9 protein-coding genes and 2 pseudogenes are annotated in these 12,627 nt (G+C 49.8%); 7 read left to right on the top strand and 4 right to left on the bottom strand.

Going from position 1 to position 12,627, the window contains the following annotated elements:
* Nucleotides 1–121 precede the first annotated feature (121 nt).
* The 5 genes and pseudogenes from ACR3ES_RS23620 to ACR3ES_RS23640 all read left to right on the top strand — a co-directional run bounded on the left by ACR3ES_RS23620 (nt 122) and on the right by ACR3ES_RS23640 (nt 8,418).
* Nucleotides 122–909, top strand: a protein-coding gene (locus tag ACR3ES_RS23620; protein WP_480425487.1) for an IS5 family transposase whose coding sequence is annotated in 2 segments (ribosomal slippage) — nt 122–461 and nt 461–909 — 789 coding nt in all. Because the reading frame shifts where the segments join, the coding sequence is not laid out codon by codon here.
* 862 nt (nt 910–1,771) lie between these two features.
* Nucleotides 1,772–2,065, top strand: a pseudogene (locus ACR3ES_RS23625) (class I SAM-dependent methyltransferase); the annotation flags it as partial.
* Nucleotides 2,066–2,137: 72 nt separating this feature from the next.
* Nucleotides 2,138–3,583, top strand: a complete 1,446-nt coding sequence (locus ACR3ES_RS23630) for a glycosyltransferase (protein ID WP_480634635.1) — start codon at nt 2,138–2,140, stop codon at nt 3,581–3,583.
* Between the two features lie 7 nt (nt 3,584–3,590).
* Entirely contained in the window at nt 3,591–7,367 is a 3,777-nt protein-coding gene (locus ACR3ES_RS23635) for a capsular polysaccharide export protein, LipB/KpsS family (RefSeq protein ID WP_480425919.1), read from the top strand.
* On the top strand, nt 7,354–8,418 hold the full coding sequence (locus tag ACR3ES_RS23640; protein WP_480425920.1) for a capsular polysaccharide export protein, LipB/KpsS family: 1,065 nt from the start codon (nt 7,354–7,356) through the stop codon (nt 8,416–8,418). The genes ACR3ES_RS23635 and ACR3ES_RS23640 overlap by 14 nt, the downstream gene beginning before the upstream one ends.
* Nucleotides 8,419–8,572: 154 nt before the next feature.
* Here ACR3ES_RS23640 and ACR3ES_RS23645 read toward each other — a convergent pair.
* Nucleotides 8,573–8,761, bottom strand: a pseudogene (locus ACR3ES_RS23645) (IS6 family transposase); the annotation flags it as partial.
* A 751-nt stretch (nt 8,762–9,512) separates the two neighbouring features.
* Between ACR3ES_RS23645 and ACR3ES_RS23650 the strand changes: the two are divergent.
* Complete coding sequence (locus ACR3ES_RS23650) at nt 9,513–9,989, top strand: helix-turn-helix domain-containing protein (RefSeq protein ID WP_480425921.1); 477 nt, start codon at nt 9,513–9,515, stop codon at nt 9,987–9,989.
* A 722-nt stretch (nt 9,990–10,711) separates the two neighbouring features.
* Entirely contained in the window at nt 10,712–11,020 is a 309-nt protein-coding gene (locus tag ACR3ES_RS23655; protein WP_480425922.1) for a hypothetical protein, read from the top strand.
* Between the two features lie 163 nt (nt 11,021–11,183).
* Here ACR3ES_RS23655 and ACR3ES_RS23660 read toward each other — a convergent pair whose 3' ends face one another.
* Genes ACR3ES_RS23660 through ACR3ES_RS23670 form a run of 3 tightly spaced genes read right to left on the bottom strand, consistent with a single transcriptional unit; the run spans nt 11,184 to nt 12,618 of the window.
* Complete coding sequence (locus ACR3ES_RS23660) at nt 11,184–11,546, bottom strand: hypothetical protein (protein WP_480424840.1); 363 nt, start codon at nt 11,544–11,546, stop codon at nt 11,184–11,186.
* Nucleotides 11,465–12,157 (bottom strand): AAA family ATPase, encoded by a 693-nt coding sequence (locus ACR3ES_RS23665; protein ID WP_480424838.1) that lies wholly within the window; start codon nt 12,155–12,157, stop codon nt 11,465–11,467. The genes ACR3ES_RS23660 and ACR3ES_RS23665 overlap by 82 nt, the downstream gene beginning before the upstream one ends.
* Nucleotides 12,157–12,618, bottom strand: a complete 462-nt coding sequence (locus tag ACR3ES_RS23670) for a hypothetical protein (RefSeq protein ID WP_480424837.1) — start codon at nt 12,616–12,618, stop codon at nt 12,157–12,159. Before ACR3ES_RS23670 ends, ACR3ES_RS23665 begins: the two co-directional genes overlap by 1 nt.
* Nucleotides 12,619–12,627 lie beyond the last annotated feature (9 nt).

Raw genomic sequence — 12,627 nt, forward strand, 5'->3', positions numbered from 1 at the left:
AGACATCGGCTATCGCCCGGCCGGGCCTCCAGAAAGGCGAAGTTAGACGAGAGGGCGCTAGGCCGTGTTGACAAAAGGGCTTCCCATGGCGCGATGGGCGTGATTCAAGCTGGTATCTGCGATGGAGACCAGCTTGGCACGAGACCTGATGTCGGACGGGGAATGGGCGTTCTTTGAGCGGTTCATCCTGACAGTCCGCGCTCCGAACGGGCGCAAACCTACCAACCACCGCCTTGTTCTTGATGGGATTTTCTGGATCGCCCGCACAGGCGCACCATGGCGCGATCTGCCGGAAGAGTTTGGCAAGTGGTCGAGTGTGTACCGTCAGTTTCGGCGCTGGACGCTGGCGGGGCTCTGGGAGGAGATCATGGATGCCCTGAACCAGAGTGGGGCCGTGCCAGACGCCCTGCAAATGATTGACAGCACAATCGTTCGTGCGCACCATCAGGCAGCGGGCGCTAAAGGGGGACTCCGCGACAGGGTTTTGGCCGTTCGCGCGGTGGTTTCACGACCAAGATCCACCTTCTCGTCAACGCGCACGGGCTGCCCATGAGGACGGAGATCACGCCAGGTCAGACATCGGACTACCTCGGCTTTGATCTCGTGATGGCTGAAAATCTGCCCGAACCAAGCGTTCTGCTGGCTGACAGAGGCTATGACGCTGACAGCATTCGCAAAGCAATGGACAAGCGTGACGTCCTGCCAGTCATCCCGATGCGTAAATCCCGCAAAATGCGCGTCGGTGTGGATCGGTCGCTGTATCGCATGCGAAACCTCGTCGAGCGCTGTTTCAACAAGCTCAAGAACGCAAGGCGCGTCGCAACTCGCTACGACAAGACCGCCGAAAGCTTTCTCGGCTTCATCGACATCACGTCCATCCGCCTATGGATGCGCCATTTGTCAACATGACCTAGTCAATGCTGCTGATACGAGAATTTCAATCGTGTTAACCTTCAGACACCACTGATTTACGGGGTTCCAAATGTACTGCGTGTTGAACATCGAGCATGATAGATTCCGTGTAATCGATAGTCAGAAGAAAACGGACGGTCACGCATTTACCGCCCACTTTACGAACGCCATCCACACGAGACGCCTGCAACACGGCTTAACCATAGCCGGAACCTATTAAAACATAGCACATTTGTATTTCTCAGTACAGCAGCCTGGCCTTATAAAACGAGCATTGGTTAGATGGGTCGATGTCACTTTGCTCCTATCTGACCATTCATTCAAACTCTCCTAGGGAGCATAAATCAACTGGATAAACCTACGGCTTACGGTGTGCAACTTTTCCTGTGGTGTTGGTTCACGCCGTGAACCAATTTAAATTCTTGGAGTTGCGGCGGCGAATACCATAACTGTTTTTTGCTTCGATCTTTGAAATTTACAACCGCTGAAAACATGCAAATGATGGGCGCACTCTATGGTGATCCAAATGCCGATTTTGGTCTTGTAGACCAGACATAAAGACAATGGGTTTCCAGAAGAGATCAAGAAAAGCTGTCGTCGCTCTTTGGAGAGTAGATGGTGCGTTGGAAAAGCGGCCCTGCGTATAAGCTACTAGCCAGATTGCTCCGTTTATTCCCCGAACTGATGCGCCATGCGATGATCGCTATCGTAAATTAAAACTATGTTCTACGGGACATTCCAAAAAAACACCCAAAAGGGATTCAAATCCAATGAGTGGAATGAGCGTCAAGGTTACCAAATTTATTAAGGGTCAAAAAGACTTAATAGATGAAATCATCGTCAGCTTCCCCAAAAAGGGCTTATAGTTGACATTGGAACCGGCTCCGGATTGGCGGCGCGCAGTTTTTTTAACGCGGGATGGGATGTCGTAGCCTCAGGTATGGATGATATGGATGCTTACCTGAACGCCGATGACGCTGTATTTCCTGAAGGCATCGAGCTATTGCCCGAATTGGACATTTGCGACATGCATCCGATTTCTAGTTCCAGTTTCGATTGTGTTTGGTGTGCACATGTGTTGGAGCATGTGTCCGACACCGGTCGTGCATTAAGCGAAATCCGGAGAATATTGAAACCAGATGGGCATTTGTTTATTGCCGTGCCTCCCTTCAAGCACGAGGTTGTCGGCGGTCATGTGAACGCAGGGTGGAATATTGGGATATTAATGTACGTTCTGGCCGATGCCGGATTTGACCTTTCAGGCGGCAGATTCATACACCATGGCTATAATCTGTTCGGCATTGTTCGGCGTGGGAGCAATTCCTTGCCTCATGGAGCGTTGCGCCGGGCCAATGGAGATATTGAAACATTATGCGATGCGGGATGCTTTCCGAAAGGGTTTGCCGCGCAGCAAGGTTTTGAAGGCCGGTTGAAAGTAGTAAATTGGAAGTGGAATACCACGCCCTGCCAGATCTCTGTACCACGAAAATCGCTGACATTTCCTCCACCAATTTCAAAGATGCAAATGGGATTTTTTGTTCCATTTATTACAAAGGGCAAAGGCGGTACCGAAAACGTTGGCCAGATGATGGCGAATGCGATGGCGAGTAGAGGCCATGACGTTACGATTTTTACCTTTGAAGACATGGATACCCCCTCTCAGTGGCCGCTTGTCGAGAGCATTGAATTGGTGCGTCTAAGCGAGGCGAGTGATGAACGTTCGGATGATCAGATGATGCTGGCAATCGCTAGCCGATCGCTCGATGTCCTCGTGGGCCTGCATATGAACCGAACATTCAATCGTTATGTGAAATGTGCGCATCGCGCAGGCGTACCACTAGTATTGTCTGAGCATATAGATCCGCGCTTCCCGTGCTGGATCGGCACAAATACGATATTTGAAAGGCAAACCGCTTTTTGTGGTGCCAGTCTAATTCATCTGCTTACCGAGGACTTTCGGTCAACGCTGCCAAAGTTCATGCAAGAGAGGATTCGCGTAATCCCAAATACCGTGAAAGAGCCGGTTCAAGTTGCGAGTCCAGGAGATGTCTCCAAGCGAAAGAAGGTAATGCTGACGGTTGGCAGGCTTGTTCCTAGAAAGAACGTTCACTTAACAATACAGGCGTTCGCGAAAAGCCTACAGAGCAACAAGGATTGGGTTCTTCGGATCGTGGGCGACGGACCAGAGCGTCAAAGCCTGAAAGAACTGGTTTCCGCTTTGAAAATATCCGGCAATGTTGAGTTCGTGGGTGAAACCGACGATCCTTACGCTTTCTATAGAGGTGCGGATGCTTTTGTTCTGTCGTCATTCTTTGAAGGGTTTCCCTTATCTATGCTTGAGGCAATGGCACATGGTTTACCCATACTTGGCTTCAACAACTGCAGCGGTGTCAACGAGCAGATCAAAACCGGAGAGAACGGTATTTTGTGCGATGCTGATAATGCTAAGGAGCATCTTTCTGAAGCTTTAAGCAAAATCATGAGTGACTCGCGACTACGGGAGAAAATGGGGCGCGCTTCGCTGGATCGGTTTAGAAACAACTATTCGGAAGAGCAGATTATCCCGCAATGGGAAGAAGTTTTTGCCGAAGCAGTAGAGCGTGGTTTGCCAAGTGCACAACCAAATCTGAAAACAAAGTTGCTTGTAGCACTTTCAGATTTGACCAATTAGCATCAAAATGAAACAAGATTTTCACAAAAAAAGTATAAGGTTCTCGGAGTTTCTGGCTTTACGGCAATCAAGTCACGTATCCGATCGTGATATCCGAGACTACGTATTGTCGCTGAATGATAAACTGGTCACTTTTGGCTACGCCGAGCAAACGCTGAACAGCGGCTACGGCGCCAATTTGAGAAATCTGTTTTCAAGTATTCTGACATTCGAACAGTCCAATGCAGACAGGGGCAAGGTTTATTTTGGATCGGGCACTATTCTACAGAATGAACAGAAGTCTCACACAGGTTTATTAGGCTTGTTAGATGTCTTGCCGGCCGAAGCGGAACTTATCTTGTTTGAACAGGGTTTCTTGGCAAGCACACACAGTTGGTCTCACGCCTTTCGGGAGAGAAATGCTCGCTATGCTTGCTTGGGATATGTCTATGATGACATTGCCCATTACTACATGTCGGACTTTCCCAATCGCCTTAATCAAAAACTGAACAGCGACGACGCGCTGTCAGAAACAGAAATATTACGCGCAAAAACTCTTATTCAGCGAATCGTCACTCGGCGAATCAGTAAATACAATGCCCAACCCATGAGGTTTCCTGCGACAAACTCAACATATAAACGGCGCGTATTGGTGTGTGATCAGGCATTCGCGGACGCATCCACCATTTACGGAAAAGCCGACAAAAGTGACTTCCAGAAAATGCTGGTGGCCGCACTTAAGGAAAATCCGGACGCTGAGGTTTTGGTCAAAACGCACCCGGATACTGCATGGGAAAAAGGAACTCGTAGGGGGTACTATTCCCATTTGACATCCACCGGTCGCGTTCGTCTGATCCGAGAGCCGGTCAACCCGTTTGCGATGTTTGATCAGGTCGACAAGATTTATGTTGGAACCAGTCAGATGGGATTGGAAGCGCTATTTGCCGGGAAAGAAGTTGTCTGCTTTGGTGCGCCGTTTTATGCTGGCTGGGGGCTGACCGACGACAGAAAGGAGATACCTCATCGTAATCGAGAACGCAACTTAGAAGAACTGTTTCACTATTTTTATATTTGGTACACGATCTATAATGTTCCGGGGCAAAAAGCACCGAGCGAGATTGAAGATGTACTGGATTTTATTGAGGAAAATCGCCCATACGCGTTGCTCAATTTTTCCGGGAAAATAGAAGAGTTACCTAAGGTCTCCGTTGTAATCCCTGTTTATGGTGTCGAGGATTATATCGAGAAGTGCATTGCTTCGGTTCAACAGCAGACACTGCGCGACATTGAAATAATAACGGTGAATGATTGTACCCGTGATTCCAGCCAGGACATCATTGATCGACTGGCCGTCCAAGACGCCAGAATTCGCGCCATAATTCTGGAAAAGAATGTTGGGCAAGGCTTTGCGCGCAACAGGGCAATTGAAACTGCGCATGGAGAGTATGTTTGGTTTCTTGACGGTGATGATTGGCTAGACAATCATGACGCCTTATTCACGCTGTATAATCGTGCAAAATCGGATAATTTCGATATGGTGCGCGGGCGAAAGGCGTATGAGGCTATTTTTGTTGGCGACGATCTCGTCGAGAAACGGCAGGATTGGAGCGAAGCCTTTTTCACTGAAGACATCCCTAAGACAACCTACGCGGATGAACCCACTATTCTGAACAACAGGCATTTCTGGCTTTGGCTCTATCGGCGTGACTTCTTACTTCAAAATAAAATCTTTTTCCATACACCCCAATGGGAGGAAAGGGCATTTCTCGTCAACGCTCTCGTCAACGCAGACAAAGTCAGCTTGTGCAATATTGAGGCGACTGCCTATCGGGTTCGCATAGGCTCGACTGCACGTAGATTACGAAGTGTGAGTGATTTCGGTTTGATGTTCAAGAATTTCCAAACAACATTCGAAATACTGGTCGCCGCAGGTGCGGACGCTCTGAACAGTCCATTGCGAGAGCACCTTGTCTATAATGTTTCGCAATTCCTAGCTTTGATGGTTGATGGGGACGCATATAGACATGCAACTGCCAGAGGAAACAAAGAGCGTGATATTTTTTTACAGCGCGCAAAGGAACTACTGAAATTCTGCAATATCTCCTCAGGAGATGTGTTTTCCAAGTTCGTTCACAGTAACAAAGAATTGGCCAGAACTTCGGCGTACCCATTGATTGCGGCGTGCATTCTGGCGGATCGCCCAAACATACTCGACTGCGTCATCAACCGGAAGCCAATACCGCAAGATGAACTCTATTGCATTACGCTAAAAGAGGTTTCTTCGGGTTCGCCTGAACATGATCTTCAACAGGCTCTGAACACTTATGCGCGCAACGAACGTGTGATGCTGGCCCATAAGAGGAGCAAATCAACCTTTGAAAACCCTCGGATTGTTGTCCACATTGGCTCAACCAAAACGGGTAGCACCTATATTCAGAACATGCTGGAACAGAACAGGCCTGAGTTGATGCGTCACGGTGTCTGGTACCCGGAGATTGGTCTTTTCTGGCAGAAAAACCGGCCGCATAAACAAGCGGGGCATGCAGAGGTTTTACCGTACGTCAGCGCAGGTGACCCTTATCTCCGGCGGTATATTGAAAGTGGTCTTCAATTGATGGAAGGGCGCATACACACCATTTTGCTTTCCAGTGAAGCGTATTTTCTTCAGCAAAACGCACACAAGATTCCTGACTATTTCGACGGATATGATGTTGAAATGGTCGTCTATCTTCGCGATCCGATTGAATGGGCGAATGCACAATATTGCGAGTTTGTCGCCGGTGGAGCGATGGGCAAAGTTGATGATCCAATCTCCAAATGGCTTGATCGGCCCGAAATTAAGCGTTTGCTGGACTATCGGAACGTCTTAAACGCTTGGGCTCGCAAAATTGGCAGGGATAAGATTAAAATCCGGCTTTTCCAGAGTTCCGAAATGCTGAATAACGACCTGTGGTTTGACTTTGCACAGTCGACGAATCTGGAATTACTGACCCAGTTTATCAGGTCTTCTCAATCTCAGGTAAACTCGATGCAACTGTCCGGTCCACATGTGGAGTTGATTAGGAGCTATAATTCTCGATCTTTTCGCACTCGGGAGGCCTATCTGGGCTTCATCGAAGACGTCACGATGGGATTGAGTCGCTGGAGAAAGTCACGCGATATCCCGATGCCAAAACCTTGGCTGCTGTCTTCCGAGAATGAGGAACGTATAATGGCTTTGACCAGGGACGCAATCAGGGAAATTGCAGGAGACTGGTTAGGACGACCCTCCGAAGTCCTCTTTGAGAGCAAAGGCGCGAAGTCTGAAGTTGCGTCGTTGTATCAGGAGGAAATCGCGTTGGTTGCCGAGGCTTACGATCGTTTCAAGCCAATCGAAAAACGACTGAATGTCGAAAAACGACTGAACGTTATTGTCAACTACGGTTTTTTGGGCTGGCGCCTTTGGCTTCTGTCACCGATCTTAAGAAGAGTTTGGAAGCGCCGCTTTACACCTGAAATAAAAGTTCTCTACAAGCAGAATCCTGCTAAGTATGCCCGTGAAAACTGGACGAAAAATAGACAGGATCGCCGTATTGTAAAAATGTTTTTTCCAGACTGGAATGTGTTGGGTCCGTTCGGGTTACTTCGCATATGGCGACCGATACTTCGTCCAATCATTAGATCCAAACGTCGCGCCGGTTGGGTCGAGCAATTTGATGCCGATCCGGTTATGTTTGCGCGAACCCAAGACAAGAAACTTCGTCGTGTTATTGGGCGCTTGTTCTATCCTATGGGCGAGTTGAGGGAAAATAGTGCTAAATATTGACGTAGAAGTTGTTCTGGAGTTGTCAGAGGGTCATCTGCTCAATCAAACGGACGGCAACCGGCACAGAGTGTTTTATTCGTCACTCCTACTAGCGCTGAGCGATCTGTCTGTTCGTGTGCGACCGATCCGTTTGCCTTTTGGCGCAGATAAAAGCCCCCGCGTTTACCAGCCAGGTCAATTAGTTATCAGTTTTCATTCAATCGGCTCTGTAGGGAATATTTTGCGGTTCAAAGAGAGTTACATACCACCATTTTATACTGTTGATAGGCTCGGCTACTCAGGGTTTTCAGAGTTAGCCACTGCGCCTTCGAAGTTTCTGGATGGAATTGATGCAATTTCATCGCATGAAGCCGCCCGCTTCGTGGTTCGTCTCGCGAAACTGCAAGCGGCCAGCAATTCTTCAAAATATCAGCAATCGAAGATCAGGTCGCGTCCGTCTGATCGGTACATCTTTCTGCCGTTACAAACAGCCGAGGACATTGTTGCTGAGCTCAATCACGTCGATCCTGCCGAAGCAGTTTTTGCTCTGGCAGAATTGTGCGAAAGCTTAGGTCAAACTCTGGTTATCAAGCGCCATCCGTTTTGTGATGCCGGTGCGATAACGTCGCTTTTGGATGAGTTGCAACGCAAGTTTGACAGCGTCCTCCTTACCGATGGTTCAATCCATGAATTCATCAAGGGAGCATTATGCACCGTTGGTGGAAACTCGGGTGTGCTATTTGAAGCTTTGTTGCAAGGCGCACATGTTATTACATATGCTAAGTCTGACTACGCGCTCGCCACGACGCATGTGAAAAACTTGGACGGGTTGCTAAAGGCTTGCCTCAAGCCAAGCCAAATGGATCGGGGGTTTCAAAAGAAGTTTCTTACTTGGTATCTGACAAAGTACTGCGTTCGGGCAGATGATGTGCCTGCAATCAGAACTCGTGTTGCCGAAGCCCTAGCTCAGTTGGATATCCCCGCGCAGTCGACGAACGATGAACAGCAGAGCCTTTACAAGCGCTTTGCAAATTCGGAAATGCAGCGGCGCAGGGATGTTCTGCTACCTTAAGATCACCACCTAATCCTGACAGGTAAGGTTCTGTCGCAAACTTTTTGAAGTAATTTGCATTTAACTAGAGACATATCCTGCAGCCTTTAGGAAGTTCACACATGGTATTGCCAAGTTGTTTGCCAGCGGTTGCAAAGAGCCTTTGCCGGCGCGGTCAGGCGGTCAACTTGAGAGCATAGCCATTCCAAAGATCGTATGCGTCCGATCGGGCGTGGCGGTAGGAAATCGAGGAGAGGCGATAGCGGCGGGGTCGGAACATGGTGCTGATCTGGTCGTGAGCGGTAAGGAACCTTTGCGCCTGCTTTGGTGACTTGAAACGCCCCATGTTGTTTCGCCGTTGGCGTTACAAGACAGTATTTTTTCTTCTATTTTGTTTTATATAAGACACCCGTAATTAGCTTCGGGCTGACCCGAAATTTGCCTGGGTTTCTTTATGAAAACTTCAGCTCTTTTCCACAGGTCATACGCCGCCTGAATATGCTCCCTGAGACGTTCCAGTGTCATGTATTTGAGCTTGTCGGAGCGCGGCCAAGAACGAAACTCATCCATCATGTCGTCAGAGGTGTCAGGCGGGCAGGGGAGGGCGACCAAATTGGTCAGGGTAATCTTGACGTGGCGGTATAGCCGTGACCGGTCGCCACGCAGTTCGTCATGCTCTTTCTATTCAGTATTGGCACGTTCTTCGGCTTCCAGCATCTCGGGGATGAGATTCATCGCAGGGGTCAGAAAGAGCCCGAGGCCCTTGCGCTTGAACCTTGATCCGTTAAAACTACTACCTATGGTATAAGCATCTACGCCAAAACTTTGCCACCGACAGTCTTCAGGTTGTTACTCGACACAAGAGAACAATCTCCCGGTTCGGCCTGTGTCTGGGTGCATGTTTGTTTCCAATTCGTCCCTAATAACCTTTCGAATGGACAGATTATGTCATGTTGAGAGTCTTAGACAGGGGATGTGAGTTCCACAACAAATATTTTTTACCGACAACAATTAAGCCGCAAAAAATCATTCGCTAAATACCATAGATCTTCCAAAAATGACTTTAAATCAATCGGATAAAAGTGCAAAACCGTTACAAAAGGGAGGCTGCTAAGGTGTCAACGTCGAAGAATCTTGGCTACACGATCCGCAAGTTCCGCAAAAGGAAGGGCGTGCGACAAACAGAGCTGGCTGAAATGGCCGGGATATCCGTTTCTACAATGAATTTTATCGAAAATGGCAAAACCAGCTCCAAGTTGGAAACACTGGAAGCTATTGCAGAAGCTCTTGGCACCATTTTGCCGCATCTCATGGCGCACCAGCTCGACACAACTGTTTCGGATAAGCAGGATCTGAAGGTCAGATTATCTCAAAACACGCGTAACAGATGCGAACGCCTCGGTTTATCACGGCGCGAGATGGGCGAGCGGGTGCGTCTGTTACAGCAGTATATTTCCAATATCGAGAACGGAAGGCGAAGTGTACGTTTAAGAAACCTTATTCGGGTGTCACAAGCACTCGAAACTCAGCCAACCTGGCTTATCGCGGACCGGTTTGACGTCAGGGCCCTACGGTTTGGTACAATATGCTGAAATCTTCCAACATCACGATTGTCGTGTTTTTGCAGATATGCCACGCGCGCGCTCTCGATCCGGAAGATCTCATTGATGCTCGATCCCCGGAGCGGGATCGCTTCCTAAAGACAGAGCGTTTCCGGTAAGCTACTCTCAACTATAGATTATGTCTATTGATAAATAGAATACCGGTATTTTTAAAATTCGGACACATCGCTCTAAAATTCAAATGTTAACAACTCTTAAGGGGCGCATACACGTTACGAAGTGATGGAGCTTGGATCCGGCGATATAATAAAAGTAGATATAGTTTCTGCACTGTTATTTCTGGAACGAAGCCTTGAGACAAGTCTGTCCGGGATGAGGGAAGTTCGGCCACAATTCGATTTTTGTGATGAAACAATCTTTAACTTTGTCGAAGTTTCAATATGCGCCGTTCTTTAGTCAGAAGGTGTCGATTTCTGGTGCGCAAACGCTGCCGGATCACTTTCTTAACTCTGCCCCTGGCGTTTGTTGCAGGTCAGGCTTTGTCTGCCCCGCTGATTCAATGTCCGGACTGGCGGCAATATGTCATCGAGAAGCCGGGGGCGTCGCCGCGGTCTTCTCCGCCAAAACAATCGTTTAAGGTTGCTGTTGCCAAAGGCAAAGCGGTCCAGCCGAAGGCCGAACCCCAAGCAAGCCCCGCTCAAAACAAACGCACCGATCCATTTCCACTGCCAAAAGGCTTTTGGGAAAAGCTAATGCCCGATGTCAAAACAGCAACTATCGGTAAGCTGGATGTTCTCGATACCTCAAACGCAAATGATCTTGAGTTCGTCGATGAGACCCCGCCAATCGTCCGGCAACTGGAGCAGATCGTCGGCAAGCGTCTGGCACGGTCCCTGCCTGCAGGGACGCAATTGCTTGAAGGCGGAGTTGTTCTGGACAGTACGGACGACCGGTATCGGATTTTATCCGCCAGATGGACCTCGTGTCGATTTCCGCATTGCCGATCTCAACGCGGCGCTATCCGACACTCGGCCGGAGGGCAACTAATTGTAGCGGCTTGAGATCATAATCCGTTGGGCGCGAGATCATCGCTGTTTCTGGCTCAGATTATTTGAGACTATAATTCGATTTGGGACCACTTTATTTGAGAACGGGCTCAGAATAATTGAGACGGGCTCACATTTCTGAGACTGGGATCGGTGGGGTGAGACCATCCACATGACCTCATAGCGACAACCCCGCCATCCGCATTCGCTCTGCCAATTCGCGGGTCCGCGCGGGTTCAAGCTGCCCGCTCAGGAAGCGTTTGATCTCGGCAGGTTTGGACTGGAACTGATCCGCCAATACCTTCACAGAATAGCCCTGCCGGGTGAGACGTGGCTCCAAGTCATCAAAGTCGGGGGCCAGGGTGGCCGACACAATATCCGGCGTGATTGGTTTCTGGCCGATGCGGAACCCGGCCTCCAATGCCCGGTTTAAATATTCGGCAAACTGTAAGGGTGTGGTCAGGCGCTCTGCCAGTAGGTCCAGCGCCGCCGGTTCGATAATCTCGTCAAGTGGAGCGTCGTCCTCGGTACACTGGTCCAAAAGCCAGTCGAGATAGGTTCGGGACTCTTCCCCAATCCTTCGAAGGGCAGGATATCAGTGCGATGCCCGATCTCTTCCATCGTTGGGCGGCGAAGGTCGTTTCGCAGCTTCGGATGGCCGACCAGAATAACGGACAGATTGCCTCCGCCGCGCGCGATCACTTCCATCAGGCGTTTCAGCCCGATCAATGTCTTTCCATACAGATCATGGGCCTCATCGACAAACAGCGCCACGGGCTTTCCGGAGCGGGCTACCAGCTTCTGAAGTTCTCGTTCCCTCTTTTCACCTTGGGTTGGAATCTTTGGTTCTTTCTCTCGTGAGAGATCGTAGAACAGGGCTGAGATTAGCGTCGGAACGGTCGTGCGGGCTTTGTCCACCGACAGGCTTTCGGCGACAGTGACCTTCTTTTCGCGCGCAATTTCATCTTGCAACCGGTGCAGGAACACAGTCTTGCCGATGCCAACTGGGCCTGTCACAGCGATCAGGCGTCCGGTTCCAATGCCCGCCCGGACGGTGTGGGTGATCTGACGATGGTTCTCGGTCTCATAGAATCCGGCAGCTCGCCAGTCCTTGATCAGCCCATATCGCGCCATGATCTCGGCATTCAGCATTACTCGCTCTCCTCTTCAGCGGCCGGTCGCTTAGGCGAGAACCGGGCAGTTATTCCTTGTTTGATTTCCGTCTTGTCGAGCGTGCGGTCGACAAGATCATTCACGAACGACAGATCCTCGTCTGTCAGGCGGGCCAGCGGCTTGTGCAGCAAATCCGAGACCCCGCGCAGCGCATCCAATCGGCTGCTATAGGTGAACTCTCCATAGGGATCCGGATCGACAAAGGCCTGGCTGGCGAACGGCAGTACGTCTGCGGCTTTGGCCAGGCTTGAATCCAACCCGGCAAGCGCCGATCTGGGCACCGAGATCTTCTGCGCAAGATCTCCGATCCTGTCGGCCCGTGCCTGTGTTTGTGTTTTCTTGGGCTTGCGATAGCGATGCAGCGGGATAGGCCCACCTGTCGGGCGGTAGGGGCCAAAGCGCTTGTCGTTCCACTCAACGAACAGCTCGTGATCAAACACCTGCAGACC

This window comes from Ruegeria sp. B1, from assembly GCF_056535885.1.